At 67.7% G+C, this 23937-nt stretch carries 28 protein-coding genes; 15 read left to right on the plus strand and 13 right to left on the minus strand.

All coding sequences use genetic code 11. The features are described from left to right. Nucleotides 1-12: 12 nt before the first annotated feature. The 7 genes from cysS to CSEG_RS02645 are packed head-to-tail and all read left to right on the plus strand — an operon-like array spanning nucleotide 13 to nucleotide 6317. Nucleotides 13-1404 carry a cysteine--tRNA ligase gene (gene cysS, locus CSEG_RS02615; protein ID WP_013077708.1) on the plus strand — a complete coding sequence of 464 codons (1392 nt, stop codon included), beginning with the start codon at nucleotides 13-15 and terminating at the stop codon, nucleotides 1402-1404. A gap of 4 nt (nucleotides 1405-1408) precedes the next feature. Further along, nucleotides 1409-2170 carry a 3-oxoacyl-ACP reductase gene (locus CSEG_RS02620; protein WP_013077709.1) on the plus strand — a complete coding sequence of 254 codons (762 nt, stop codon included), beginning with the start codon at nucleotides 1409-1411 and terminating at the stop codon, nucleotides 2168-2170. Nucleotides 2171-2179: 9 nt separating this feature from the next. After that, on the plus strand, nucleotides 2180-2641 hold the full coding sequence (locus CSEG_RS02625) for an SRPBCC domain-containing protein (RefSeq protein ID WP_013077710.1): 462 nt from the start codon (nucleotides 2180-2182) through the stop codon (nucleotides 2639-2641). Nucleotides 2642-2649: 8 nt separating this feature from the next. Further along, nucleotides 2650-3111, plus strand: coding sequence for an iron-sulfur cluster assembly scaffold protein (locus CSEG_RS02630; protein WP_013077711.1), 462 nt, complete (start codon nucleotides 2650-2652; stop codon nucleotides 3109-3111). Between the two features lie 52 nt (nucleotides 3112-3163). Continuing rightward, nucleotides 3164-3418, plus strand: a complete 255-nt coding sequence (gene yidD, locus CSEG_RS02635; protein ID WP_013077712.1) for a membrane protein insertion efficiency factor YidD — start codon at nucleotides 3164-3166, stop codon at nucleotides 3416-3418. Then, complete coding sequence (gene thrS, locus CSEG_RS02640) at nucleotides 3415-5391, plus strand: threonine--tRNA ligase (RefSeq protein ID WP_013077713.1); 1977 nt, start codon at nucleotides 3415-3417, stop codon at nucleotides 5389-5391. Before yidD ends, thrS begins: the two co-directional genes overlap by 4 nt. Beyond that, entirely contained in the window at nucleotides 5391-6317 is a 927-nt protein-coding gene (locus CSEG_RS02645; protein ID WP_013077714.1) for a glycosyltransferase family 2 protein, read from the plus strand. The genes thrS and CSEG_RS02645 overlap by 1 nt, the downstream gene beginning before the upstream one ends. A gap of 18 nt (nucleotides 6318-6335) precedes the next feature. On the opposite strand, the gene CSEG_RS02650 is transcribed toward CSEG_RS02645, so the two are convergent. Genes CSEG_RS02650 through CSEG_RS02660 form a run of 3 tightly spaced genes read right to left on the minus strand, consistent with a single transcriptional unit; the run spans nucleotide 6336 to nucleotide 9321 of the window. Continuing rightward, on the minus strand, nucleotides 6336-6710 hold the full coding sequence (locus CSEG_RS02650; RefSeq protein ID WP_013077715.1) for a hypothetical protein: 375 nt from the start codon (nucleotides 6708-6710) through the stop codon (nucleotides 6336-6338). After that, nucleotides 6707-7606, minus strand: coding sequence for a hydroxymethylglutaryl-CoA lyase (locus tag CSEG_RS02655; protein WP_013077716.1), 900 nt, complete (start codon nucleotides 7604-7606; stop codon nucleotides 6707-6709). Before CSEG_RS02655 ends, CSEG_RS02650 begins: the two co-directional genes overlap by 4 nt. Further along, entirely contained in the window at nucleotides 7603-9321 is a 1719-nt protein-coding gene (locus CSEG_RS02660) for an ArnT family glycosyltransferase (RefSeq protein ID WP_013077717.1), read from the minus strand. The genes CSEG_RS02655 and CSEG_RS02660 overlap by 4 nt, the downstream gene beginning before the upstream one ends. 55 nt (nucleotides 9322-9376) lie before the next feature. On the opposite strand from CSEG_RS02660, the gene CSEG_RS02665 reads away from it, so the two are divergent. After that, a complete protein-coding gene (locus tag CSEG_RS02665; RefSeq protein ID WP_013077718.1) occupies nucleotides 9377-10114 on the plus strand; it encodes a glycosyltransferase family 2 protein in 738 nt (245 codons plus the stop codon). Nucleotides 10115-10220: 106 nt separating this feature from the next. Next, on the plus strand, nucleotides 10221-10640 hold the full coding sequence (locus CSEG_RS02670; RefSeq protein ID WP_013077719.1) for a hypothetical protein: 420 nt from the start codon (nucleotides 10221-10223) through the stop codon (nucleotides 10638-10640). A 2-nt stretch (nucleotides 10641-10642) separates the two neighbouring features. On the opposite strand, the gene CSEG_RS02675 is transcribed toward CSEG_RS02670, so the two are convergent. Then, a complete protein-coding gene (locus tag CSEG_RS02675; protein ID WP_013077720.1) occupies nucleotides 10643-11101 on the minus strand; it encodes a tRNA (cytidine(34)-2'-O)-methyltransferase in 459 nt (152 codons plus the stop codon). Between the two features lie 204 nt (nucleotides 11102-11305). Between CSEG_RS02675 and petA the strand changes: the two genes are divergently transcribed. From petA to CSEG_RS02690, 3 genes are read left to right on the plus strand one after another with little or no spacing between them, the layout of a single operon-like run. After that, complete coding sequence (gene petA / locus CSEG_RS02680; protein WP_013077721.1) at nucleotides 11306-11857, plus strand: ubiquinol-cytochrome c reductase iron-sulfur subunit; 552 nt, start codon at nucleotides 11306-11308, stop codon at nucleotides 11855-11857. Between the two features lie 5 nt (nucleotides 11858-11862). Continuing rightward, a complete protein-coding gene (locus tag CSEG_RS02685; protein ID WP_013077722.1) occupies nucleotides 11863-13149 on the plus strand; it encodes a cytochrome b in 1287 nt (428 codons plus the stop codon). 5 nt (nucleotides 13150-13154) lie between these two features. Beyond that, nucleotides 13155-14009 (plus strand): cytochrome c1, encoded by an 855-nt coding sequence (locus CSEG_RS02690; RefSeq protein WP_013077723.1) that lies wholly within the window; start codon nucleotides 13155-13157, stop codon nucleotides 14007-14009. Between the two features lie 76 nt (nucleotides 14010-14085). Here the strand turns inward: CSEG_RS02690 and CSEG_RS02695 are convergent, their stop codons facing one another. Continuing rightward, nucleotides 14086-14865 carry a hypothetical protein gene (locus CSEG_RS02695; RefSeq protein ID WP_013077724.1) on the minus strand — a complete coding sequence of 260 codons (780 nt, stop codon included), beginning with the start codon at nucleotides 14863-14865 and terminating at the stop codon, nucleotides 14086-14088. Nucleotides 14866-14958: 93 nt separating this feature from the next. Here CSEG_RS02695 and CSEG_RS02700 point away from each other — a divergent pair, with 93 nt between their 5' ends. Together CSEG_RS02700 and CSEG_RS02705 are read left to right on the plus strand one after the other, a co-directional pair. Next, nucleotides 14959-15663 carry a TMEM175 family protein gene (locus CSEG_RS02700; RefSeq protein ID WP_013077725.1) on the plus strand — a complete coding sequence of 235 codons (705 nt, stop codon included), beginning with the start codon at nucleotides 14959-14961 and terminating at the stop codon, nucleotides 15661-15663. Then, the gene (locus CSEG_RS02705) at nucleotides 15660-16229 is read left to right on the plus strand and encodes a hypothetical protein (RefSeq protein WP_013077726.1); all 570 of its coding nucleotides are present in this window, start codon (nucleotides 15660-15662) and stop codon (nucleotides 16227-16229) included. Before CSEG_RS02700 ends, CSEG_RS02705 begins: the two co-directional genes overlap by 4 nt. A 20-nt stretch (nucleotides 16230-16249) precedes the next feature. On the opposite strand, the gene CSEG_RS02710 is transcribed toward CSEG_RS02705, so the two are convergent. The 3 genes from CSEG_RS02710 to ychF form a co-directional block, all read right to left on the minus strand. Further along, a complete protein-coding gene (locus CSEG_RS02710) occupies nucleotides 16250-16927 on the minus strand; it encodes a dienelactone hydrolase family protein (RefSeq protein ID WP_013077727.1) in 678 nt (225 codons plus the stop codon). Beyond that, nucleotides 16927-17622, minus strand: a complete 696-nt coding sequence (locus CSEG_RS02715; RefSeq protein ID WP_013077728.1) for a dienelactone hydrolase family protein — start codon at nucleotides 17620-17622, stop codon at nucleotides 16927-16929. The genes CSEG_RS02710 and CSEG_RS02715 overlap by 1 nt, the downstream gene beginning before the upstream one ends. A gap of 64 nt (nucleotides 17623-17686) precedes the next feature. Beyond that, nucleotides 17687-18787: a redox-regulated ATPase YchF gene (gene ychF / locus CSEG_RS02720; RefSeq protein WP_013077729.1), complete on the minus strand. Its 1101-nt coding sequence runs from the start codon at nucleotides 18785-18787 to the stop codon at nucleotides 17687-17689. A 123-nt stretch (nucleotides 18788-18910) separates the two neighbouring features. Between ychF and CSEG_RS02725 the strand changes: the two genes are divergently transcribed. Further along, nucleotides 18911-19756, plus strand: coding sequence for a pirin family protein (locus CSEG_RS02725; protein WP_013077730.1), 846 nt, complete (start codon nucleotides 18911-18913; stop codon nucleotides 19754-19756). A 183-nt stretch (nucleotides 19757-19939) separates the two neighbouring features. On the opposite strand, the gene CSEG_RS02730 is transcribed toward CSEG_RS02725, so the two are convergent. The 5 genes from CSEG_RS02730 to pth form a co-directional block, all read right to left on the minus strand. After that, complete coding sequence (locus tag CSEG_RS02730; RefSeq protein ID WP_013077731.1) at nucleotides 19940-20332, minus strand: response regulator; 393 nt, start codon at nucleotides 20330-20332, stop codon at nucleotides 19940-19942. After that, a complete protein-coding gene (locus CSEG_RS02735; RefSeq protein ID WP_013077732.1) occupies nucleotides 20329-21414 on the minus strand; it encodes a sensor histidine kinase in 1086 nt (361 codons plus the stop codon). The genes CSEG_RS02730 and CSEG_RS02735 overlap by 4 nt, the downstream gene beginning before the upstream one ends. Then, a complete protein-coding gene (locus CSEG_RS02740; RefSeq protein WP_041538446.1) occupies nucleotides 21411-22205 on the minus strand; it encodes an alpha/beta fold hydrolase in 795 nt (264 codons plus the stop codon). The genes CSEG_RS02735 and CSEG_RS02740 overlap by 4 nt, the downstream gene beginning before the upstream one ends. 257 nt (nucleotides 22206-22462) lie before the next feature. Then, nucleotides 22463-23215: a tetratricopeptide repeat protein gene (locus CSEG_RS02745; RefSeq protein ID WP_013077734.1), complete on the minus strand. Its 753-nt coding sequence runs from the start codon at nucleotides 23213-23215 to the stop codon at nucleotides 22463-22465. A gap of 31 nt (nucleotides 23216-23246) precedes the next feature. Next, nucleotides 23247-23867 (minus strand): aminoacyl-tRNA hydrolase, encoded by a 621-nt coding sequence (gene pth / locus CSEG_RS02750; protein ID WP_013077735.1) that lies wholly within the window; start codon nucleotides 23865-23867, stop codon nucleotides 23247-23249. Between the last annotated feature and the right edge of the window lie 70 nt (nucleotides 23868-23937).

Raw genomic sequence — 23937 nt, forward strand, 5'->3', positions numbered from 1 at the left:
CACTGCGACCCGATGACCCTGAAGATCCACGACACCCTGGCGCGCGAGAAGCGCGACTTCGTCCCCGCCGATCCCAAGCGGGTGACGATGTATGTCTGCGGACCCACGGTCTACAACTACGCTCACATCGGCAATTTCCGGCCGGTGGTGGTGTTCGACGTGCTTTATCGCGTGCTGCGCCACCTCTACGGCGAGGAGGCGGTGGTCTACGCCCGCAACGTCACGGACGTGGACGACAAGATCAACAAGAAGGCCGCCGACGAGGGCGTGCCGATCAGTGTGATCACCGAGCGCTATCTGGCGGCTTATCACGAGGACGCCGACGCCCTGGGCGCTTTGCGGCCGGACCTCGAGCCCAAGGCCACCGAGCATATCGACGCCATCCTCGAGATGATCGGCCAGCTGGTCGACAACGGCAGCGCCTACGCCGCCGAGGGCCATGTGCTGTTCGACACCCAGAGCTTCGCCGACTATGGCCAGCTGTCGGGCCGGCCGCTGGACGAGATGATCGCCGGCGCCCGCGTCGAGGTCGCGCCCTACAAGCGCCACCCGGCCGACTTCGTGCTGTGGAAGCCCTCCAAGGAGAACGAGCCCGAGTGGGAAAGCCCCTGGGGCGCGGGCCGTCCGGGCTGGCACATCGAATGCTCGGCCATGATCGACAAGGCGCTGGGCAAGACGATCGACATCCACGCCGGCGGCATCGACCTGACCTTCCCGCACCACGAGAACGAAGTGGCCCAGAGCCGCTGCGCCCACAAGACGGCGGTGCTGGCCAACTACTGGATGCACAACGGCTTCCTCGACATGGGCGGGGAGAAGATGTCCAAGAGCCTGGGCAACGTGATCATCCCGCACGAGCTGCTGAAGACGGTTCCGGGCGAGGTGATCCGCTGGGCGCTGCTGTCGGCCCACTACCGCCAGCCGCTGGACTGGACGCCCGAGCTCTTGGAGCAGAGCAAGAAGTCGCTGGACCGCCTGTACGGGGCCCTGCGCCGCGCCAAGGACGTGCCGATGGACCAGGCCATGGAGGCTCCGGCCGAAGTGATCGCCGCCCTGATGGACGACCTGAACACGCCGCTGGCGACCTCGGCCTTCTTCGAGGTGTCGAGCCTGATCGAAAAAGCCGTGACGGCCGGCGACAGCGTCGCCATCGCCGCCAACAAGGCCCGCCTGCTGGAGGCCGGCGCCCTGCTGGGCTTCCTGCAGGCCGATCCGGACAGCTGGTTCGAAGGCGACGCCTCCGACGAGCTGAAGGCCAAGGTCGAGGACCTGCTGGCGCAACGCGTCGCCGCGCGGGCCGCCAAGGACTGGACCGCCGCGGACGCCATCCGCGCCGAGCTGGACGCCCTGGGCGTCGTGGTCATGGATGGTCCGTCGGGCGCGACCTGGCGGATGAAGGACTGATCTGATGACCTTCGAGAAGCAGGTCGTCCTCGTCTCCGGCGCGGGCCGGGGGCTGGGCGCGGCCATCGCGCGGGCCTTCATCGAGAACGGCGCCCAGGTGGTCGTCAACTATCGCCGCAGCGAAGCTCAGGCCAAGGCGCTGGTCGAGGAGCTTGGCCAGCGCGCGGTGGCCATACAGGCCGACGTCTCCGATCCGTTGGAGGCGCGTCGCCTGGTCAATGACGCGGCCGAGGCGTTCGGCCATCACGTCACGACGGTAGTCAACAACGCCCTGGGCGACTTCAGCTTCAACGGCGACGCGCGCGAGAAAATTCAGACGATCGGCTGGGACGACTTTCTGGGGCAGATGGACGTCGCCCTGCATGGGTCGCTGAACCTAATCCAGGCCGCCGCGCCGGCGATGGAAGCCGCGGGCTGGGGACGGATCATCAATATCGGCACCAACCTCTTCCAGAACCCGGTGGTGCCCTACCATGACTACACGGCCGCCAAGGCCGCCCTCCTGTCGCTGACCCGCACCGCGGCCGGCGATCTCGGACCCAGCGGGATCACCGTCAACATGGTCTCGGGCGGGCTTCTACGGGTGACTGACGCCAGCGCAGCGACCCCCGAGGCGATCTTCGAGCTGATCGCCCAAAGCACGCCCCTGCGCCGCGTCACGACTCCAGCCGAGTTCGCCGACGCGGTTCTGTTCTTCGCCTCCCCCTGGAGCCGCGCCGTCACCGGCCAGAACCTGGTGGTGGATGGCGGCCTGGTCAGGGATTAAGTAGGGCCCATGCAACGCGCCGTCGAACACCGCATCGGGGTCCAGGCCCCCGCCGAGATCGTCTGGGAGGTCGTCTCGGAATTCGAGACCTGGACCCACTGGAACCCACTCTACCGGCGCGCCGAGGGCCAGATGAAGATCGGCACGGCGCTTGTGCTGGAGCAGCATCTGCCCGGCGAGGCGCCGCGCGTCATCCAGCCGATCGTGCAGGACTGGGTGCCCTACGAGCAGCTTCACTGGCGCTCGAGCCGGATCGGCGGGCTGGTCACGGCCATCCGCTATCTCGAGATCGAGAACATGGGCCCGGCCAACGCGACCTTCTCGAACGGCGAGCTGTTCATGGGCATGCTGGTGCGCCTGGTCAGCCGCGAAGAGCGTCGCAAGCTGAAGACCGCCTTCACGGCCATGGGCGAGGCCGTTCGCGACCGCGCCGAGGCCCTCTGGTCCGAGCGCGGCGGGGCTCCCATCTAAGGCGCGCCATGATCGACGACCTCTACAGCGCCAAGATCCTGACGCTCGTGGCCAACATGCCGCGCGCCGGACGCTTGCCCGCGCCCGACGCCAGCAGCGAGAAGGTCGCCAAGCTGTGCGGCAGCAAGATCACGGTCGACGTCGTGGTCGAGGACGGCAAGGTGGTCGACTTCGCCCAGGACGTCAGCGCCTGCGCGCTGGGGCAGGCGGCCGCCGCGATCCTGGGCCGGAACGTCATCGGGGCCGATCTTTCCGACATCGAGTTGGCGCGAGACTCGCTTACGGCTATGCTGAAGACGAACGGTTCGCCTCCCGCGGGCCGATTTGCGGAGCTCGCCGTGCTGGAGCCGGTCAAGGACTATCCCGCCCGTCACGCCTCGACGCTGCTGGCGTTCGAGGCGACGGTCGAGGCTGTCCGCAAGGCCACAGGCGCCGCCGAAACGCGAACTAGCACCGCCGGCGCGGCTTGATCGTCCCGATCAGGGGGTTAGTACTTTACTGGACTAACAGTCGCGCGCCGGCATGACCCTCTACGAACGCACCGTCGATTTGGGCCTTCGGGCCTACAAGTTGACGCTCTCGCCTCTCATCGGGCGTCAGTGCCGCTTTACGCCGAGCTGTTCGGAGTACACGGCCGCCGCTCTCAAGGAACATGGCCCGCTCAAGGGCTCCTGGCTGGGTTTGCGACGGATTTGCCGCTGCAATCCGTTTGGTGGTTCGGGCTATGACCCGCCGCCGCCGCGACACCAGCCACGCAAGTGGAAATGTGAAGAATGATCGATCTGGTTTTCCCCGACGGCTCCTCGCGACAGTATCCGGACGGCGCCACGGGCCGCGATGTCGCCGCCGCCATCTCCAAGTCGCTGGAAAAGAAGGCCCTGCTGATCAAGCTGGACGGCCAGCTGCTGGACCTCGACCGTCCGCTGACGCCCGATCTGCTGGCCGGCGAGCGCAAGTTCGAGATCCTGACGCGCGAGGCGCCCGAGGCCCTCGACACCATCCGCCACGACACGGCCCACGTGCTGGCCGAGGCGGTGCAGGAGCTGTTCCCGGGCACCCAGGTGACGATCGGCCCGAACGTCGAAGACGGCTTTTACTACGACTTCGCCCGCGACGAGCCGTTCAGCCTGGACGACCTGGAAAAGATCGAAAAGCGCATGAAGGAGATCGTCGACCGCGACGAGAAGATCTCGCGCGAGGTCTGGGATCGCGAAGAGGCGATCAAGCACTTCGATGACATCGGCGAGCAGTACAAGGCGCAGATCATCCGTGACCTGCCCCCGACGGACACGATCACGGTCTATCGCCAGGGGAACTGGAAGGACTTGTGCCGCGGTCCGCACCTGCCCTCGACCAAGCATGTCGGCAAGGCCTTCAAGCTGACCAAGCTGGCCGGCGCCTATTGGCGTGGCGACCAGAACAACGCCCAGCTGCAGCGCATCTACGGCACGGCCTGGGCCTCGGAGGCCGATCTCGACGCCTATCTGAAGCGCATCGAGGAAGCCGAGAAGCGCGATCACCGCAAGCTCGGCAAGACGATGGACCTCTTCCACATCCAGGAAGAGGGCAAGGGCATGGTGTTCTGGCACCCGAAGGGCTGGGCGCTCTATCGCGTGCTCGAGGACTACATGCGCCGTCGCCTCGACGCGGCCGGCTACAAGGAGGTGAAGACCCCGCAGATCCTCGACAAGAGCCTGTGGGAGAAGTCGGGCCACGCCGAGAAGTTCGGCCACGCCATGTTCATGTGCGAGAGCGCCGAGGGCGAGGTCCTGGCGGTCAAGCCGATGAACTGCCCCGGCCACATCCAGATCTTCAACGTCGGCCAGAAGTCCTATCGCGAGCTGCCGCTGCGCATGGCCGAGTTCGGCGCCTGCCACCGCTACGAGCCGTCGGGCGCCATGCACGGGATCATGCGGGTGCGCGCCTTCACCCAGGACGACGCCCACATTTTCTGCCGCGAAGAGCAGGTCACGGAGGAAAGCGCCCGGTTCATCGAACTGTTGCGCTCGGTCTATAACGACCTGGGCATGACGCTCGCGGACACCAAGTTCTCGACGCGGCCCGACCTGCGCGCCGGCACGGACGAGGTCTGGGACAAGGCCGAGTCCGCCCTGTCGGCCGCCGCCGAGGCGGCGGGCGAGACGCTGGTGTTGCAGCCAGGCGAGGGCGCCTTCTACGGCCCGAAGCTGGAGTTCTCGCTGAAGGACGCCATCGGCCGCGTCTGGCAGTGCGGCACACTGCAACTTGATTTCGTTCTGCCGGAACGATTGGACGCTGAATACGTTTCGGAGGACGGTTCGAAGAAGCGTCCCGTGATGCTTCACCGTGCGATTTTGGGGTCGTTCGAACGTTTCATCGGCATTCTGTTGGAGAACTTCGCGGGCGCTTTGCCCGTGTGGCTGGCGCCGACTCAGGTCGTCGTGGCCACGATCACCTCGGACGCCGACGACTATGCTCGCGAGGTCGTTGAGACGTTGACGAAACTAGGTATGCGCGCGGAACTGGACCTGCGAAATGAGAAGATCAACTATAAGATTCGCGAGCACAGCCTCGCCAAGGTGCCAGTGATCGCAGTGGTCGGACGTAAGGAAGCGGAGACGAGGCAGCTGGCCTTGCGTCGCCTAGGCGGCGAAGGGCAGAGCATCCTGTCGCTCGAGGAGGCCATCTCCGTGCTGACCTCCGACGCCACCCCGCCTGACGTGGCGCGCGCCCGCGCCGCCAAGGCCGTTCCGGAGGCGGTGACCGCCTGATGAACAGCATTCTCCCGTCCGTCTCGACCCTGACCGCGGGCGCCCGCCCGGCCCGACCGAATGTGTCGGTGGTCATGGTCGTGTACCGGACGGGAGAAGCGTTGGCCGAAAGCATCAAGCACGTTCTGGCCGAGCCGCTGGTCGACGAGTTCGTCATCGTCGACAACGGCTCGTGCGCGCACGAGCGTGACCTTCTGCGCTCCCTGGCCCTGACCGAACCGCGGGTGATCCTCAAGCAGGGCCATGGCAACATCGGCTTCGCGCGCGGGGCCAATCTGGGCGCCCAGACCTCGGGGGGCGAGCACATCGTCTTCCTCAATCCCGACGCCAACCTGCAGCCGGGCTGTGTCGGCGCCCTGGTCACGGCCTTCAAGGGCCAGGCGACCCCGACCATCGTCGGCGCCCGGGTGCTGAACGTCGATGGCACCGAGCAGCGCGGCGGCCGTCGGGGCGAGGTCACGCCGATCACCACGGTGCTGAGCTTCGGCCAACTGACCCGCCGCTATCCCAAGCTGGCCGCCTTCGAGATCCATCGCGAGCACGAGCCGTTGCCGCGCGCCCCCGTCCCGATGCCGACCATCTCCGGCGCCTGCTTCGCCATGCGTCGCCGGGACTTCGAGGCCCTGAACGGCTTCGACGAGGCCTATTTCCTGCACGTCGAGGACATCGACCTGTGCTGGCGCGCGCGCCGGGCGGGCGGCCAGGTGCTGTTCCAGCCCCAGGCGCGGGTCGTGCACCTGGGCCACACCAGCCTCGAGCACCCGGTGAAGGTGGAGTTCCACAAGGGCGTGGGCCTGACCCGCTACTTCATCAAGCGCGCCGACAGCCTTCAGCTCTTCGCCGCCGCCGTCCTGCTGGCCCCGGCCATCATGCTGATGTCGGTGTTCCGCCCGCTGCTGTGGAAAATGACCGGCCGGCCGATCTAGGCGCGGCCGACAAGAGGACTACATCGGCGCGATCGTCTCGAACCGCAGCCCCTCCGGCCCCTCGATCGAGGTCGGCGCCTGCAGATTCCGCGCGGGCAGCAGCGCGCGATAACGCTCATACAGCGCCTTCATGTCCCGACCGGGCTTCGCCGTCAGGCAGAGGTCGTACTCGCCCTCCCGGCCCCAGGGCCTGCGTTCCAAGCGCGCCACGTCGCGGTCCGCCTTGATCGCCGCCGCAACCTTGTCCGCCAGCGGCCGATCGATGCCGGCGCCATAGCTGCCGAACTTGATCGTCACGTCGCAGCGCCCCGCGCCCCCGGGGGAGGCTTCGGGCGTCGCGGCCGCCGCGCAGGCGCTCAAGGAGAGGGCGAGCAGGGCGGCTAGGCGTGTCATGCGGGGAACCCTCCGGCGCGGGCGAGGGACGAGGCGGGAGCCTTGCCCAGGCGGTCGCTGATCTCGCGGCCGATGGCGATCAGGGCCGCCAGGTCATAACCGGTCTCGAAGCCGGCGCGTTCCAGCATGTAGACGAGGTCTTCGGTCCCGATATTGCCCGTGGCGGCGGGGGCGAACGGACAGCCGCCCAGGCCGCCGACCGAGGCGTCCAGCACGTCGACGCCGGCCTCGACGCTGGCGTAGGCGTTGGCCAGGCCGGTGTTGCGGGTGTCGTGGAAATGCATGCGCAGGCGCGCGTCCGGCGCGGCGGCGCGGACCGCCTCGATCCGCTTGCGCACGGTCCAGGGATCGGCGACGCCGATCGTGTCGGCGATGGCGATCTCCGGCACGCCCAGGGCGGCGGCCTCGCGAACGATCGCCACGACTTGGTCCTGGCTGACCTCGCCGTCGAAAGGACAGCCGAAGGCGACCGAGATGGTGGCGGTGATCGGCGGGCCGCCGTCGATCGCCTGCCGCTCGGCGATGGCGGCCAGGGTGTCGATCTGCTGGGCCACCGTGGCGCCCTGGTTGCGGACCCCGAAACCGTCCGACGCGCAGACCACGACATTGGCCTCGTCGCAGCCGGTCGAAATGCAGCGCTCCCAACCGCGCAGATTCAGCACGAGACCGATCCGCGAACGGCTCGGATCGGCGGGCAGGGCGGCCATGATGTCCTCGGCGCCGGCCATCTGCGGGACGCGGGCGGGATTGACGAACGAGACCACCTCGGTGCGCCGCGCGCCGGCGGCTTCCAGCTTGCCGATCAGGTCCAGCTTCTCGGCGACCGACAGCGAGATCTTCTCGTTCTGCAGGCCGTCGCGCGGCCCGACCTCGACGATTTCGATGAAGCGGCTCATCGCTGCGACTCCTCGGCGGGTTCGGTCGGTTCGACGGCGTCCTCGGCGGGGGGCAGGGGTTCGCCGCGATAGACGGTGAGCCGTTCGCGATCCCCGTCGGAATAGTTCAGGCCCTCGACGGTCGTCACGGGGCGCGGCGCCAGGCCCAGTTGATCCATGGCGGCGCGGAACGGCTTTTCCTCGCGGCCCTCCACGATGGCGGGGCGGCCCTCGGCGATGGCGTCCGCCGCGCCTTCGCCGTCAGTCAGCTGGGTGGTCGTGCCCAGCTGGAAGATCAGGCTAGGTTCGGCGTAGCCGGTCACGGCCACCGGGCCGGGCGCGCCGGAGCGCGGCGAAAGCCGGGCCTGGTTCAGGGCCTGGGCGAGGTCGCGCGACAGGAAGAGCGGCTCCAGCCGTGGGATCAGACCGGCGGTCAGGGCGATGTGGGCGGCGATCCCCAGGGCGCCGGCGACGAACAGCGCCCGCACCGCATGACGCCGCGCCACCAGAACCGCCCCCGCCCCGGCGCTCCCGGCGGCCAGGGCGAAGGCCGCGGCCACGACGGTCCAGCCGAGATCATGGGCGGTTCCGAACTCCTTCTGGCCGTAGATGGCGACCGCGGCCAGCAGCGCGCCCATCAGCACCGACAGTCCTCCGCCCAACCAGCGGACGAGCTTACCCAGAGGTTCTCGCACGGCCGCCGCCATCAGCATGGCCAGGGCCCCATAGGCGGGCAGGGCGTAGTGGACCAGCTTGGTCGGCAGCAGCTCGAACATCAGCCAGGTTGGGACCAGCCAGCACACGGCGAAGCGTACGCCCGGATCCTTGCGGCGGGTCCACGCAACGGCGAGGCCGGCCGGCAGCAGGACGGTGGCGGGGAACGACAACAGCGGCGAGAGCAGGGCGTGATAGCCGAACGGCCCCGCGTGTCCCTCCTGGCCGCCGGCCATCTTGGGGGCCAGGTCGCCGCCGATCGCCGTGCCCCAGAAGGCGCCGTCGGTGGCCACGGTGATCATCATCGCCCAGGGCAGCACCACGGCGGCGAACAGGATCAGGCCCCAGGTCCAGCCAAGGTCCTTCATCCACCGCGCCTTGCGGTCCCAGAGGGCGAGAGCCGCCAACGCCAGGAATACGGTCAGAAGGCCGACGGGCCCCTTGATCAGCGCCGCCAAGGACAGGCCCATCCAGAAGGCGAACTTGGTCAGCTTGCTCGCCGACTCGCCTTTCAGCTGGGCGGCGTAGATCCGCGCCAGCGCGCCCATGGCCAGGGTCGTGGTCCCGCAAAGCGCCGCGTCGGTCTTGGCGATGAAGGCTTCCGACGACAGTAGGAAGGTCGCGCCCAGGATCGAGCCGGCGATCAGTCCCGTGCGGGGATCCAGCAGCGCGGCCGCGCCCCAGGCGCAGGCCGCCGCCGCAAGCATCGCGCCCAGCAGCGAGGGGATGCGATAGGCCCAGATCCGGCGGTCCTCGGCGTCGGAGAAGGTCTTGACGCTGACCGCCTGCAGCCAGTGGATGCCGACCGGCTTCTTGAAGCGCGGCTGATCCTGGAACTTGATGACGACGTAGTCGCCGGTCTCCAGCATCTGCGAGGTGGCCTGCGCGAAGCGCGACTCGTCACGGTCCAACGGCGGCATGGCCAGCAGGCCGGGCAGTCCGGCGATCAAGGCGACGAGGGCGGCGAACAGAGGGCCGCGCCACCCCCGGCTCCAGTCATCCAGGCGAGATTCAAGCGTCATGGCGCCTGGAATAGCACGATCTTTCCCGAAGCAACTTTTGCTGTATGAGGAGGCGATGAACGACATCGTCTCGCCGACGCCCGATTTCTCCGTCGTCGTCCCCGTTTTCGACGAGGGCGAGGCCGCGCCGAAGCTGGCGCGCGAGATCGCCGCCGCCTTCGCCGGCGAAAACTACGAGATGATCTTCATCGACGACGCCAGCCGCGACGACACCAAGGCGCGGCTGATGGCCTTGAAGGCCGAAATTCCGCAGTTGCGCGTGCTGGGTCATCGCAAGAACTCGGGCCAGAGCCGCGCCGTGCGCAGCGGCGTCCTGGCCGCTCGCGGCCCGATCGTCATCACCCTCGACGGCGACGGCCAGAACGATCCGGCCGACGCGCCGCGCCTGGCCAAGGCCTTGGCGGCCGGCCCCGAAACGCTGGCGCTGGTCGGCGGCGAGCGCGTGAAGCGCCAGGACAGCAACGCCAAGCGCTTCGCCTCCAAGTTCGGAAACGGGGTGCGCAAGCGCCTGCTCAAGGACACCGCCAACGACACCGGCTGCGGGCTGAAGGCGTTCCGCCGCGAGGCCTTCCTGCGCCTGCCGTACTTCGATCACATCCACCGCTATATCCCGGCCCTGATGCTGCGCGAGGGCTACGAGGTCGCGTTCCAGCCGGTCAATCACCGGCATCGCGAGACGGGGGTGTCCAAGTACACGAACCTCGGGCGCCTCAAGGCCTCGATCTCCGATCTCCTGGGCGTGATGTGGCTGCAATCGCGGGCCCGCAATCCCCAGGGCGTCGACGAGGTCTAGGCCCGAGGACCCGAGTCGAAAGGTCGCGCCGGCTTCACCCGGCCAGGAAATCCCGTTAGGCCTTAACCACCACGACGCCGGGGGCGCCGTCGAAGGGGAAAGTTCGATGTTCGCCGCGGTTCCGCTGCTGGCCCTGCCGGTCCTGGTCTACAACCTGATCGTCCTGCTCCTGCCGGGCGGCTTCAAGGCGGCGGACGCCACCCTGCGCCTGGCCGAGCCGCTCTTCACCATCCGCATGACCTCTGGCGCGGGGTGGGCCGTCAGCCTCTCCGACCTGCTGCTGGCCGGCGCGCTGGTGGTTCTGTTCGTCGAGCTGCTGAAATCGACCAACAGCAAGCGTCTCGCCATCGTCAATCACTCGCTGTCGATGGTGCTGTTCATCGTTTGCCTGGTCGAGTTCCTGCTGCTGCCAGCCTTCGCGACCTCGACCTTCTTCCTGCTGGCCCTGATGGTGCTGCTGGACGTGCTGGCCGGCTTTATCGTCACCATCGTGGCCGCCCGGCGCGACGTCGACTTCGGGGAATGAGCCTATTCCGGAAAGCCGCCGGTCTGCCGGAGCGCCTCGCCCAGGGCCATGGCGGCGGTGGTCGCCAGGTTCATCGAGCGGGTCTCGGGGCGGATCGGGATAATGATCCGTCCGTGGACGGCGGCGTGGACCTCCTCCGGCGCGCCGCGACTCTCGTTGCCGAACAGCAGGGTGTCGCCAGGCGCGAACTCAAACCTGTGAAACGGTGTCGCACCCCGGGTCGTGAAGAGCAGCAGCCGTCCGTCAACGCGCTCCGGCGCCTTAAGGAATGCCCCCCAACTGTCGTGCCGCTTGAGGTGGGCCAGGGGGCCATAATCGAGCGCCGCTCGCTTCAAGCTCTTGTCATCCAAAGGAAAACTGCAGGGCTCGATGACGTCGAGGCCCACGCCGAAGCAGGCGGACAAACGAATGGCCGCCCCGACGTTTTGGGGAATGCCTGGTTGAAAAAGTGCGATGCGCATAATAAGCGAACCAACCACAGGGGCAGCAGGGGCTTTGCCACGAATCGAAAGGACTTGCGGACTCCGTCCGCGCGTCCGATACGACGATCCGACCGCTGCCTTGTGGCGGAGATCCGCTTGCGGGTCGAGCAAGATATGGCGTCGAATGACGCTTCTCCAAGCCGGTCGCTTCCGCGGCCCGGCGGAATCGAAGGGTGACGTAAGGTGGCCGACACCGCCGTGGGCGCAACGACCGAGCCGGAACACGGGAGCGATCCCTCCCGGCGCGACTTCATTCACATCGCCGCGATCGCGGCCGCCGCCGGCGGCGCCGCGACCCTGGTCTGGCCGTTCATCGACCAGATGAACCCGTCCGCGGACACGCGGGCCCTGGCTTCGACCGAGTTCGACCTGACCAAGGTCGCCGAGGGCCAGCAGGTCACGATCAAGTGGCGCGGCAAGCCGCTCTTCGTGCGCAACCGCACCAAGGCCGAGATCGCCAAGGCTGTCGCCGACGACAGCGCGGCGATGAAGGATCCCGCCACCGACGCCTCGCGCGTGAAGCCGGGCAAGGCCCAATGGCTGATCGTCGGCGGCAACTGCACCCACCTGGGCTGCGTGCCGACCTTCGGCGGCGGCGAGTACGGCGGCTGGTTCTGCCCGTGCCACGGCTCGGTCTACGACACCTCGGGTCGTATCCGTAAGGGCCCCGCGCCCACGAACCTGGTGGTTCCGGAATACGCCTTCCTCACCGACACCAAGGTCAAGATCGGCTAAGCGAGATGAGCGGACATTCGACCTATCAACCCAAGACCGGTTTCGAGCGCTGGCTCGACGCCCGTCTGCCGATCGTGCGTCTGGGCTACGACTCGTTCGTCGACTATCCCACGCCGCGTAACCTGAACTACTGGTGGACGTTCGGCGGCATCCTGTCGCTGTGCCTGGCCTCCCAGCTGATCACCGGCATCATCCTGGTGATGCACTACACGCCGAGCGCCTCGGGCGCCTTCGCGTCGGTCGAGCACATCATGCGCGACGTGAACTACGGCTGGCTGATCCGCTACATGCACGCCAACGGCGCGTCGATGTTCTTCATCGCCGTCTACATCCACATGCTGCGCGGCCTCTACTACGGCTCCTACAAGGCGCCCCGCGAAGTGCTGTGGCTGCTGGGCTGCGTGATCTACCTGCTGATGATGGCGACCGCCTTCATGGGCTACGTCCTGCCCTGGGGCCAGATGTCGTTCCACGGCGCCGTCGTGATCACCAACCTGTTCGGCGCCCTGCCGCTGGTCGGCGAGAGCATCACCACCTGGCTGTGGGGCGGCTTCGCGGTCGACAACCCGACCCTGAACCGCTTCTTCTCGCTGCACTACCTGCTGCCCTTCATGATCGCGGGCGTCGTGATCCTGCACATCTGGGCGCTGCACGTGGTGGGCCAGAACAACCCGACCGGCGTCGAGCCGAAGTCGAAGGCCGACACCCTGCCCTTCACGCCGTACGCGACGGTGAAGGACGGCTTCGCGATGAGCGTCTTCCTGATCCTCTTCGCCTTCTTCGTCTTCTACATGCCGAACGCCTTGGGCCACGCCGACAACTACATCGAGGCCAACCCGCTGGTGACGCCGTCGCACATCGTTCCGGAATGGTACTTCCTGCCGTTCTACGCGATCCTGCGCGCCGTGCCGGACAAGCTGATGGGCGTGCTGGCCATGTTCGGCGCCATCGCCTGCTTGTTCGCCCTGCCTTGGCTGGACACCTCGAAGGTGCGCTCGATGCGCTACCGCCCGACCGCGAAGATCTACTTCGTGTTCTTCCTGGTGGCCTGCTGCATCCTGGGCGTCTGCGGCGCCAAGCTGCCCGACGATCCGGTGATCCCGCACCTGACCACGTTCCAGCTGATGGGTTCGGACCTGAACAGCTTCGTGTGGCTCTCGCGCGTCGCCTCGCTCTACTACTTCGCTTTCTTCCTGGTCGTGCTGCCGGTCCTGGGTCTGGTCGAGAAGACCCTGCCCGTGCCGGACTCGATCGCCTCGCCGGCCCTCTCGGCCGACGCCAAGAAGGGTTGATCCCGATGCTCCGCAAACTCTCGGTTATCGCGGCGGCGGCGGGTCTCCTGGTCGCCGGCGCCGCCGGTCCGGCCCTCGCCAATGGCGGCGCGCTGGAAGCCAAGGACGTCCACTGGTCGTTCGAAGGTCCGTTCGGCAAGTTCGACCAAGCCCAGCTGCAGCGCGGCTTCAAGGTCTATCGCGAGGTCTGCTCGGCCTGCCACTCGCTGAAGCTGGTGGCGTTCCGGAACCTGGGCGACAAGGGCGCTCCGTTCTATAGCGAGAAGTACCCGAACTCGAACGACAACCCGTGGGTCAAGGCGATCGCCAAGGACTACGAGGTCAATGACATCGACAGCGAGACCGGCGACGCCATCAAGCGTCCGGCCACCAGCGCCGATCACTTCCCGTCGCCCTTCGCCAACGAAGCCGCGGCCCGTGCGAGCAACGGCGGCGCCCTGCCGCCGGACATGTCGCTGCTGGCCAAGGCTCGCGAGGCCGGTCCGGACTACATCTACTCGCTGGTGACCGGCTACGCCGAGCCGCCGAAGGGCCTGACGGTCCCGACCGGCGGTCACTACAACCCGTACTTCCCGGGCGACCTGACCTCGGCCTGGCACGGCGATCACAAGTCTGTCCCGAAGGGCGGCTTCATCGCCATGGCTCCGCCGCTGAAGGCCGACCTGGTGACGTTCGACGACGGCACCAAGTCGACCCTCGACCAGCAGGCCAAGGACGTCTCGGCCTTCCTGATGTGGGCCGCCGAGCCCAAGCTGGAAGAGCGCAAGCAGACCGGCTTCGCCGTGCTGATCTACCTCGTCCTGCTGAGCGGCCTGCTGTACGCCAGCTACAAGACGGTGTGGCGCAACGAGTCGCACTAAGCGATTTTCGTTCCGACCTGAAAATGGAAAGGCCCGGTGGAAACGCCGGGCCTTTTTCTTTTTGGGGCTCGCGGATCTATGGCGCGACCGACAGCGTCCGCGCTTCGGCGTCGAGCCTGAGCCGATGACGAGCCCATAAGCCCGTTCCCAGGGTTCCGCTGATCCCCTGGGGGAGATCGTCGGCCAGCGTGGCGGGGACATTCTCGGCCAGTACGCCGCCGATCGACAGCGCGCGCAGCTTGGCCGGCGCTTGGTGGCGGGCGGCCGGGTTCAGCTTGCCCGTGGCGTTGGCGTCGCGGGTCGAGAGGCGGGTCATGGCCCTCGAGGCGGTGTCGATCGCGAAGGCGCCGTAGAAGGCGCGCGGGCCGTCGCTGACGCCGGCCGCCACCGTCGGCAGGCCTTCGATCATCGAGACCGGAAACACCACTTGCCGACTCGGGCGCCAGGGCCGGTCGATGCGAAGCCAACAGCGGGCGAAGTCGATCTCGACGCTGTGGCCGGCCAGGACGTCCATGCCGATCACTCCGGCGATCGGGGTCACGAAGCCCGCGCCTCGGGCGTCCAGGTCGGCGACCTTCACCGACACCGCCGACGCCTTCAGCCCAGCCACCTGGACCGAGGTGGTGATCTCGGGCTCTAGGATCCCCTCCATCTCCGCCTTGGTGTTGTGCAACAAGGTGCGCGGCGCCGAGAGGTCGATGACGTAATCCCCGGCCATGACCCCGATCACCGCCGGCGCCACCACCGCGCCGTTCTCGAACCAGCAGGATGTTTCGCCCGCCCGAGCTTGCCCCGCGCAGGCGAGGACCACGGCGAGCGCGACGGGCGGGATCACGGCGGGGGGGCGACGAGGCATGGCGCCAGCTTAGCTCAGGCATGACCTCCGCGCGATGGACTCGACATTCTTGGAGAACGCCGTTCATTCTTGGCCCGGGTAGGAGGGGCGAGCATGGCCGGCGACGAGGCTTCTGATCGCGAAGCGGGCAAGCGGCTGGACGCGTTCGTCGACGCCGCCTTCGCTTTCGCGGTGTCGCTGCTCATCATCGCTAGCGCGGATCGGACGACCAGCATCGCCGCCCTGTGGGATGCTCTGGGCCGTATTCCGGCCTCGCTGGGCGCCTTCGCCCTGATCGTCATGTTCTGGCTGGCCTATCGCCAGTTCGGACGGCTCGTACCGCGTCGCGACACGCTGACGACCCTGAACGCCCTGGCGATCGTGTTTACCGTGCTGGTCTATGTCTTCCCGCTTCGCATGCTGGTCGAGTCCGGTTTCGTCTGGGCGTCGCGCGGCTGGCTATCGGGCGCCGAGATGATCCGCACCCTGAGCGACCTCAGAGACCTTTTCCGGATCTACGGGGTCGGTTTCGCGGTCCTGGCGGGGCTGTTCGCTTCGCTCTACCTGCGGGCTCTGCGCCACCCCGATCGCCTGGGCGTCGCGCCCGCCGATCGGGCGGACGTCCGCGCAAGCTTCGAGATCTGGAGCCTTTCGGGCGGAGCGGGGCTGTTGTCTGCAGCCTTGACCTTCGGGCCGATGGCGAAGACGCCCTGGCTGCCAGGCCTGGCCTATTGGCTGATCCCGCTGATGATCGCTGTGCGCCAGCCGATAGGCCGGTGGCTCGCCCGCAAACCCGCGCCTGAAGGAGCCGCGTCATGATGTTGAAGTTAGCGATCGCCTGCGCCCTGGCCCTCTGGGCCGGCGTCGCCAGCGCCCAGGTCCCGCCGGACGCCGCCGCCCGCCTGGCCGCTCAGGCCGAGGCCATGAAGAAGCTCTCTCGTCTGGACGGAGTCTGGCGCGGCCCGGCCTGGACGATCACGCCCGGCGGGCGTCGCGAGGTGATCCAGACCGAGCGGATCGGGCCGATGCTGGACGGCGCGATCAAGATTTTGGAAGGGCGCGGCTACAACCCCGACGGATCGCTCGGCTTCAACGCCTTTGGGGTAATTTCCTTCGAGCCCGATACGGGGGTCTACACGATGCGCTCGCACGCCATGGGCCGCGCCGGAGACTTCAAGCTCACCCCGACCCCTGACGGCTACGACTGGGAAATCCCATCGGGTCCGGCGACCATCCGCTACAGCGTAGTGATCCGAGACGGCGTCTGGCGCGAGGTCGGCGAACGGGTGGTCGAGGGCCGCCCGCCGTTCAGATTCTTCGAAATGACCTTGAGCCGCGTTGGCGACAGCGCTTGGCCGGCGGCGGGCGCGATCCCGCCGAAATAGGGTGGGGCGCCAGACAGGCTCTAGGCCTCCCCCTTGCCGCCTCCAGACCGCTGGAACAGTTGGAAGGTCCGTAGGAGCGCCAAGTGCGCGCTGTCGGCGTGGTGGCCGCTGGGCGCGACGAAGGCGTGGCCGGCTTCGTAGAGATAGATCGGCAGGTCTGGATGGATCTCGCGAATGGCCTCGATGTCGGCCAGAGGGATCATCGGATCGGTCTTGCCGAAGTGCAGGATGGTCGGCGTCTTCGGCGTCTCGTCCTTGTAGGCGGCGATGTCACCGCCATAGAAGGCCGACACGGCGCTGAGGCCTTCGCAGCGGCAGGCGGCCAGCCAGGCCGTCGTGCCGCCATAGCAGAAGCCCATGGCGAACACGGGGCCTTCCATCGCCTCGATCGCGGTCTGCACCCGGGGCAGGGTCGAGACGCCCCACCCGGTCAGCCGGCCCATCTCCATGCGCGCGTCCAGGATCTCCGGCTTGGTGTCATGGTCGGGGAAGTCGGCGTCGGCCGCGTCGATCAACGAGGGTGCGATCACCTCGTAGCCTTGCTCGGCCAGCCGGCCCGACAGCTCGCGGATATGCGGGGTGACGCCCCAGATGGCGTGCAGCATGACGACGCCGCCGCGCCGAGCCTCCCGGGCGGGCTCATGCCAGGCGGAGAACGGCGCGCCGCCGCGCGTGGCCAGGGCGATCTTTTCTCCCATCACGAGGCCTCGTGCTGGGCGAAGAACTCGACCGTGCGTTGGCGGGCCAGTTCGGCGTCGGCCAGATCGGAGTCGGGCCGGCCGTCGTTGTTGAAGCCGTGGCCGCTGGCCTCGTAGACGTGGACCGGAACCTCGGGGTGCGCCGTCCAGATGGCGGCCTTGACCTCCTCGGCGGGGATGTGGGGGTCCGTGGCGCCCAGGTGGACGATCACGGGCGCGCGGAGGTCGAACTTGGCCATGCCCGCGACGCCGCCGCCATAGTAGCTGGCGGCAGCCGCGAGGCCTTCGCAGCGCGCCGCCGCCAGCCAAGCCATGGTCCCGCCGTAGCAGTAGCCGACCAGGAACACCGGGCCGCGGTCCTTCAGAAAGTCGATGCAGGCCTGGATGTCGCCCATGGCGTTGTCGGGGCCGTTGGCCAGCGCCAGCTCCTTGCCGCGCGCGAAGCCGGCTTCGTCATGCAGGGCCGTGAAGCCTTTTTCGCCCCGGTCGAACATCGACGGCGCCAGCACCTCGAAGCCACGCGCTGACCAGCGGGCGACGTCCTCGCGGACGTACTGGTCGAGGCCGAAGATCTCCTGGATCACGATCACCCCGCCCCTCCCACCTTCTTGGGGGCGCGGGCCTTCCGGCTGGGCGTGCAGGGCGGTGAAGCCGAAGCCGTCGTGGGCGGCGGTCAGGGTGATGATCTCGGCCATACGCCTACTCCCGAATGAGAAACGGCCGGGGCGTCTCCGCTCCGGCCGCTGACATCTTGAACGCCTAGACGTTGAAGCGGAAGTGCATCACGTCGCCGTCCTTGACGACGTACTCCTTGCCCTCGGCCCGCATCTTGCCGGCCTCCTTGGCCCCGGCTTCGCCGCCCAGCTTGATGAAGTCGTCGAAGGCGATGGTCTCGGCGCGGATGTAGCCCTTCTCGAAGTCGGTGTGGATGACGCCGGCCGCCTGCGGGCCGGTGTCGCCGACGTGGATGGTCCAGGCGCGCGCTTCCTTGGGACCGACGGTGAAGTAGGTCTGCAGGCCCAGCAGCGTGTAGGCCTCGCGGATCAGGCGGTTCAGGCCCGGCTCGGAGAGGCCCAGGGTCTCGAGGAACTCGGTGCGCTCCTCGGCGTCCAGCAGAGCGATCTCGCTCTCGATCTGGGCCGAGATGACGACGGCCTTGGCGTTGTCGCGGGCGGCGCGCTCGGCGACCAGGTCGCTGTACTTGTTGCCCTTGTCGGCGCTGCCTTCCTCGACGTTGCAGACATAGAGGGCCGGCAGCGAGGTCAGCAGCTGCAGCATGTGCCAGGCCTTCTCGTCCTCCTTGTCCACGGTCGCGGCGCGGGCCGGACGGCCCTCGCGCAGCTGGGCCAGGGCCAGGTTGATCAGGCGCAGGGTGTTGGCGGCTTCCTTGTCGCCGCCCGACTTGGCCTTCTTCTCGATGGCCGGCAGGCGCTTTTCCAGGCTTTCCAGGTCGGCCAGCATCAGCTCCATCTCGATGATCTCGAGATCGCTGAGCGGGTCGATGCGGCCCTCGACGTGGGTGATGTCGTCGTCCTCGAAGCAGCGGGCCACGAAGGCGATGGCGTCGCAGTCGCGGATGTTGGCCAGGAACTGGTTGCCCAGGCCCTCGCCCTTGGACGCGCCGCGCACCAGGCCGGCGATGTCGACGAAGGTGATCCGGGCCGGGATGATCTCCTTGGAGCCCGCAATCTTGGCCAGGGCTTCCAGGCGCGGCTCTGGCACGGCCACGTCGCCGGTGTTGGGCTCGATGGTGCAGAACGGGTAGTTGGCCGCCTGGGCCGCCGCCGTCTGGGTCAGAGCGTTGAACAGGGTGGACTTGCCGACGTTGGGCAGGCCGACGATGGCGACTTTCAGGGCCATGGAACTCTCATGAATTTCGTTGGCGCGCGCTTAGCACGGATGGCCGCGAAAGGCGAACCGACGCGCCCCCCTTGCGCCAACCGCAACAAGATCTGATATCGATCGCCGAGTAAGGAGCCCGCCATGAGCGTTAGACCCGTCCTGAAGATCGTGAAAGGCCTGCCCGCCTCGGATGGCGCGGGCGTGCGCCTGACCCGCATGCTGGGTACGCCGGAAGCCCAGATGTTCGACCCCTTCCTGATGCTGGACTGTTTCGACAACGACCAGGCGTCGGACTACATGGGCGGCTTTCCCGACCACCCGCATCGCGGCTTCGAGACCGTGACCTACATGCTGGAAGGCCGGATGCGCCATAAGGACAACACCGGCCGCGAGGGCGTGATCGGGCCGGGCGGCATCCAGTGGATGCGAGCCGGCAAGGGCATCGTCCATTCCGAGATGCCCGAGCAGGCCGAGGGCCGGATGCGCGGCTTCCAGCTGTGGGTGAACCTGCCCGCCGAGCTGAAGATGAGCGCGCCCGGCTATCAGGAGTTCGAGGCCGACAGCATCCCGGTCGAGGCTCGCGACGGCGGGGTTTCGGTCAAGGTGATCTCCGGCGCGACATCTCCTCCCGATGGGGGCGCCGGCACGGCGGGCCCGATCGGCGGCGGCGCGGTCGACGCGCTGTACTTCGACGTCGTGCTGCCGGCGGGGACGGTGTTCGAAGAGCCGGTCGGCGACGATCGCAACGCCATGCTCGCTGTCTACGAGGGCCAGGTTCGCGTCGCCCATGACACGGTGGGCGCGCTGTCGGGCGTCTTCCTCGGGCGGGGCGACACGGTCCGTGTCGAGGCGGTCACCGACTCTCGGGTGCTGCTGCTGGCCGGGCGGCCGATCGGTGAGCCGGTCTTCTGGCACGGCCCGTTCGTGATGGACACGCGCGAGGGGCTCATGCAGGCGTTCGACGATTTCCAGCGCGGCCGGTTCTAGGGGCTGGATTCCATGCCGCTCCAATCCCAGTGTCATCCCGGCCGAAGCGTAGCGTAGAGCCGGGACCCAGGGGCGGCTCGCACGGCGTTCACGCACCCCCTTGGTCCCGGATAGCCTCTGCGAGGCTTCCGGGATGACACGAGAATTGGCTTCAGAGATAGCGAGGTCGACTTCGACCGCGCCCTAAGCCTGCGACGGTGGGGCGTCCTTCAGCACCTTCTGGACCACCGAGCCCAGTTGGCCCTCCGAGACCGGCTTGAACAGCACCGCGGCGGGGTGGTGGCTTTCGATGCGTTCCAGCGTCGCCGGCTCGCGTGAGCCGGTGATGAAGATGACCTTCGAGCCCACCTGCTGGCTGATGTCTTCCGAGGCCTCGATGCCGTCGCGCTCGCCCTGCAGGCGGACGTCCATCAGCACGATGTAGGGCTGGTGCGCGTGCGCCATCTCCAGCGCGCTGTCGGCGGTCGCGGCCGTGCCGCAGACCTCGAGCCCCATGTCCTCGACATAGATGCGCAGCGTCTCGGTGATGATGAACTCGTCGTCGACGATCAGGACGCGGTTGGGGTGCAGCATCATGCGGTTCTCGGCGCGGGAAGATGGGCTTCCCAGCAGACGCCCTTAGTCTGAATCGCTTCGATGCGCCCGCCGAGTTGTCGGACGAGCCCATCGACGATGGAAAGTCCGGATGTCCGCTGCTTCTGGAAGCCCTCGGGCAAGCCGACCCCGTTGTCGGCGACGCGCAGCAAAACCTCGCCATCGTTCGTTGCGCTCAAGCTTACGCTGATTTCGCCCGATCTCCCCGGAAAGGCGTGCTTCAGAGCGTTGGTGGCGAGTTCTGTCACCAGCAGGCCCAGCGGGACGGCGAAGTCGAGATCGACGGCCAGCGGCGCCACGTCGAGGGCCAGGCTGACGTTCTCGGGCGCGTCGGCTCGCAGATGCGCGATCAGCTCCTTGAGGAAGGCCCCGACATCGAAGGTCTTGAGGTCCTTCGAGCCCATCAATTGGTGATGCACCAGTCCCAGGGCGAAGACCCGTTTGCGTATCTCTTCCATCGCGGCCTTGGCGGCGGGGTCGCCCAACTGGCGCGCGCGCATAAACAGAAGCCCGTCGACGACCTGGAGGTTGTTCTTCACCCGGTGGTAGACCTCGCGCAGCAGCAGGTCCCGCTGCCCGAGCGCGGCGGTGCGTTCGGCGACCAACTGTTCGAGCCGCTCGTTGGCTTCCCTCAAGGCCCGCTTGGCCAGGCTCTGCTCGTTGATCTTCTCGACCACGGCCTGACGGGCGGCGATCAGCTCAAGCTCGTAGGCGCGGCGCTCGGGGGCCGAGAACAGCGCGCCATGGCGTCGATCCGGATTGTCCTGGTCGGGCGTCACGGTCAGCAGCACCGCGCGCGACCTGCCGTCGGCATGATCGAGTTCGAGGAAGATCTCCTCGGCCGCGCCGTCCGTCAGCAGGGCGTGCTCGACCTTCAACGCGTAGACGAACTGCGACGAGCGGGTGAGCAGGGTCCGGAGGGGGCGACCGACGAGATCGTCGCGAGACAGGCCGACCATCTTGGCCATCCGAGCGTTCGCCGCCCGGATGATCATGTCGCCGTCGGTTTCGAAGAGGCCTACGGGGGCGGTCTCGGCCAGCCCCCTGTCGTCGCCAGAGCTCAAGAGGGCGTCTCCGCCAGGAAACGCTCGATCGCGTCGACCACGACGTCCGGGGCGCTGAGCTGGGGATAGTGTCCCCGCACGTTCATGATCTCGAGGCGGGCGCGGGGAATGTGATCGGCCAGAAAGCGCGCCGCGGCCAGCGGAACCACCACGTCGGCCTTGGCCTGGAGGATGGCCGCCGGGACCCTGCACTCGGAAAGATGCGCGCGATAGTCCGACGTGAACGTCGCCTCCGCGAAACGGCGCGTCAGCTCGGCGTTCTCCCGGCTGAAGCTGAAGACCAGCTCCTGGGTCAGGGAGGGGTTGTCGGGCTGGTCCATCACCCTGGGGGCCAACGCCCTGGCCCAGCCTTGGAAGTCCAGCTCCATCAGTCCGAGGAAGTCCTCCACGTCCTTGGGCTCGAAACCGCCCTCGTAGGAGCCGTCGTTCAGATAGCGCGGCGAGGCGCCGATCATGATCAGCCTGCCGATCCGATCGGTCCGCAGGCTGGCCAGCAGGGAGATCATCCCCGAGACCGAGTGACCCGCCACGCTGACGTCCCGCAAGTCCAGCGCGTCCAGGATCTCCACCAGGTCATCGGCGTAGCCCTCCAGCGTCCGGTAGCGATCCGCGTCGTAGTGGGCGAAGTCCGAGGCGCCGGAGCCCATGTGGTCGTAGAGGACCACGCGCCGCTTGGCGGAAAGTTCCGGGGCCATTTTCCCCCAGATCGTCTGGTCGGTGCCAAAGCCGTGCAGAAGGACAAGCGGCGGCTCGCCGGCGCCTATCTCGCTGATGGCGTGCGCCTTGAGCATGGCCTCTTCGCGCTCGGAGAAGGCGTGGGCGCGTCTGACGACCTCGTGCGACAAAGCGATCGACCTCCTCTCAAGCGGGAATCGCCGACTTTTCCTACACTTTTTGGGCGAATGTCGGGGGAAGTCAATGCAGCCTCAAGCCTAGCAGAACGCCCGGCGCCGCGGCGAATGGGTCAAACGCAGTTTCGCGGATTTATATTATAAACAAAGACTTAGGTTATTCTTGTCGAAGGCGTCGCGGGGCCGCCCTTGGTTCCCTAGCCGCCGACCGCCGCCGCCGCGAAATCCCGCCAGCGCTTGGCCTCCTTGCGGAAGTGGCTATGGGTCTTGGCGAGGCGCTTGTCGATTTCGGCCAGCTGAGCGCGGGCCTCGTCCTTGCGGCCTTGGCGGGCCAGGAAGACGGTGTAGCGCGCGACGCCCTCGAAGCCGGGATAGTGATCGGCGGCCCACCGCAGGGCGGTCTCGGCCTGCTCGTCGCGGGCCAGCGCCTGATAGACGCGGCCCAGGGCCAGCATGGTATGGGGCGTGCGACCGGCGTTGGGCGTCTCGCCCAGCTTCTCCAGCAGCGGCAGGGCCTCGGCCGGACGGTTCAGCTCGATCAGGGCGTTGGCGCGCCCCAGCAGAAGCTGCGGATCATCGGCGTACATCCCCGCCAGGCTGTCGGCGTAGAGCCGCTCGGCCTCGGCGTGCTTGCCAAGCTCGGTGGCCGCGACGGCCAGGCGGACCCGGTTGGCGACCGTGGGGGCGTCGTCGACGGCCTTGGCGGCCTCGCGGTACTCGCGCTGCGGGTCCAGCGCCTGGCGGGCGGCGGCGCCGACCGTGCGAGCGGCCTTGCCGCCCATCAGCTCGGGCAGGATCACGGCGACCAGATAGACCACCCCGCCGACCGGCTGGAACAGCAGGATGATCCACAGCCAGTACATCTCGCGGTGCGTCCGAACGACATGGACGCACAGAGCGATCGAGAACAGCAGCGACAGGCCGAGCAGCGGCAACGGAAGCGAGAACATGCTGGCGTCTTCTCCCGAGCGGCCGACGGCGTCAATCGTCCGTTTTCGAGGGCTTCCTCGGATCGGCCTTGGGCGCGGGGGCCAGGCGCATGACCTCGGCTTGGTAGCGCTCGTCGTCGCCGACCGCCGCGAAGGGCAGGGCGTCGGCGATGGCGTCCAGCATCGGGTCCAGCCACTGGTGCTCGACCTTGTGGAAGTCGCCCAGCACGTAGTGCATCACCGCGTCCTTGTGGCCCGGGTGGCCGACGCCGATCCGACCCCGGCGGAAGGCGTCGCCGACCTGGCTGGTCACCGAGCGAATGCCGTTGTTGCCTGCCGCCCCGCCGCCGGCCTTCATGCGGAAGCGGCCGGGCGCCATGTCGATCTCGTCGTGGAAGACGATCACGTCGGCCGGCTTGAGCTTGAAGAATTTCATGGCCTCGCCCACGGCGCGGCCGCTCTCGTTGTAATAGGTCTTGGGCTTGAGCAGCAGCAGCTTCACCGGACCGTCCGGCGTGCTGACCTGGCCCTCGCAGGCGAGGCCCTGGAAGCGGGCGCGCCACGGGGCCGTGCCCCACTTCCGCGCCAAGGCGTCGACGGCCATGAAGCCGACGTTGTGGCGGTTCTTCTCGTACTTGGGCTCGGGATTGCCCAGGCCGGCGAGGATCAGCATCGCGGAGGTCTCGAGGGGACAAACAAAAACGGGCGGACCCGAAGGTCCGCCCGCTCTTTAAATCGGTTCG

It is taken from the genome of Caulobacter segnis ATCC 21756, from assembly GCF_000092285.1.
GTDB classification, from domain to species: domain Bacteria; phylum Pseudomonadota; class Alphaproteobacteria; order Caulobacterales; family Caulobacteraceae; genus Caulobacter; species Caulobacter segnis.

Bases quoted from the DNA above. Each gene is read 5' to 3' on its own strand.
- CSEG_RS02620 (WP_013077709.1), top strand. From the start codon at position 1,409: ATGACCTTCGAGAAGCAGGTCGTCCTCGTCTCCGGCGCGGGCCGGGGG.
- CSEG_RS02730 (WP_013077731.1), bottom strand. From the start codon at position 20,332: ATGATGCTGCACCCCAACCGCGTCCTGATCGTCGACGACGAGTTCATC.
- CSEG_RS02665 (WP_013077718.1), top strand. From the start codon at position 9,377: ATGAACGACATCGTCTCGCCGACGCCCGATTTCTCCGTCGTCGTCCCC.
- CSEG_RS02660 (WP_013077717.1), bottom strand. From the start codon at position 9,321: ATGACGCTTGAATCTCGCCTGGATGACTGGAGCCGGGGGTGGCGCGGC.
- thrS (WP_013077713.1), top strand. From the start codon at position 3,415: ATGATCGATCTGGTTTTCCCCGACGGCTCCTCGCGACAGTATCCGGAC.
- yidD (WP_013077712.1), top strand. From the start codon at position 3,164: ATGACCCTCTACGAACGCACCGTCGATTTGGGCCTTCGGGCCTACAAG.
- CSEG_RS02630 (WP_013077711.1), top strand. From the start codon at position 2,650: ATGATCGACGACCTCTACAGCGCCAAGATCCTGACGCTCGTGGCCAAC.
- CSEG_RS02745 (WP_013077734.1), bottom strand. From the start codon at position 23,215: ATGTTCTCGCTTCCGTTGCCGCTGCTCGGCCTGTCGCTGCTGTTCTCG.
- CSEG_RS02725 (WP_013077730.1), top strand. From the start codon at position 18,911: ATGAGCGTTAGACCCGTCCTGAAGATCGTGAAAGGCCTGCCCGCCTCG.
- cysS (WP_013077708.1), top strand. From the start codon at position 13: ATGACCCTGAAGATCCACGACACCCTGGCGCGCGAGAAGCGCGACTTC.
- CSEG_RS02685 (WP_013077722.1), top strand. From the start codon at position 11,863: ATGAGCGGACATTCGACCTATCAACCCAAGACCGGTTTCGAGCGCTGG.
- CSEG_RS02675 (WP_013077720.1), bottom strand. From the start codon at position 11,101: ATGCGCATCGCACTTTTTCAACCAGGCATTCCCCAAAACGTCGGGGCG.
- CSEG_RS02655 (WP_013077716.1), bottom strand. From the start codon at position 7,606: ATGAGCCGCTTCATCGAAATCGTCGAGGTCGGGCCGCGCGACGGCCTG.
- CSEG_RS02695 (WP_013077724.1), bottom strand. From the start codon at position 14,865: ATGCCTCGTCGCCCCCCCGCCGTGATCCCGCCCGTCGCGCTCGCCGTG.
- CSEG_RS02715 (WP_013077728.1), bottom strand. From the start codon at position 17,622: ATGGCCGAGATCATCACCCTGACCGCCGCCCACGACGGCTTCGGCTTC.
- CSEG_RS02625 (WP_013077710.1), top strand. From the start codon at position 2,180: ATGCAACGCGCCGTCGAACACCGCATCGGGGTCCAGGCCCCCGCCGAG.
- CSEG_RS02700 (WP_013077725.1), top strand. From the start codon at position 14,959: ATGGCCGGCGACGAGGCTTCTGATCGCGAAGCGGGCAAGCGGCTGGAC.
- CSEG_RS02710 (WP_013077727.1), bottom strand. From the start codon at position 16,927: ATGGGAGAAAAGATCGCCCTGGCCACGCGCGGCGGCGCGCCGTTCTCC.
- CSEG_RS02690 (WP_013077723.1), top strand. From the start codon at position 13,155: ATGCTCCGCAAACTCTCGGTTATCGCGGCGGCGGCGGGTCTCCTGGTC.
- ychF (WP_013077729.1), bottom strand. From the start codon at position 18,787: ATGGCCCTGAAAGTCGCCATCGTCGGCCTGCCCAACGTCGGCAAGTCC.
- CSEG_RS02670 (WP_013077719.1), top strand. From the start codon at position 10,221: ATGTTCGCCGCGGTTCCGCTGCTGGCCCTGCCGGTCCTGGTCTACAAC.
- CSEG_RS02650 (WP_013077715.1), bottom strand. From the start codon at position 6,710: ATGACACGCCTAGCCGCCCTGCTCGCCCTCTCCTTGAGCGCCTGCGCG.
- pth (WP_013077735.1), bottom strand. From the start codon at position 23,867: ATGCTGATCCTCGCCGGCCTGGGCAATCCCGAGCCCAAGTACGAGAAG.
- CSEG_RS02705 (WP_013077726.1), top strand. From the start codon at position 15,660: ATGATGTTGAAGTTAGCGATCGCCTGCGCCCTGGCCCTCTGGGCCGGC.
- CSEG_RS02645 (WP_013077714.1), top strand. From the start codon at position 5,391: ATGAACAGCATTCTCCCGTCCGTCTCGACCCTGACCGCGGGCGCCCGC.
- CSEG_RS02740 (WP_041538446.1), bottom strand. From the start codon at position 22,205: ATGCTCAAGGCGCACGCCATCAGCGAGATAGGCGCCGGCGAGCCGCCG.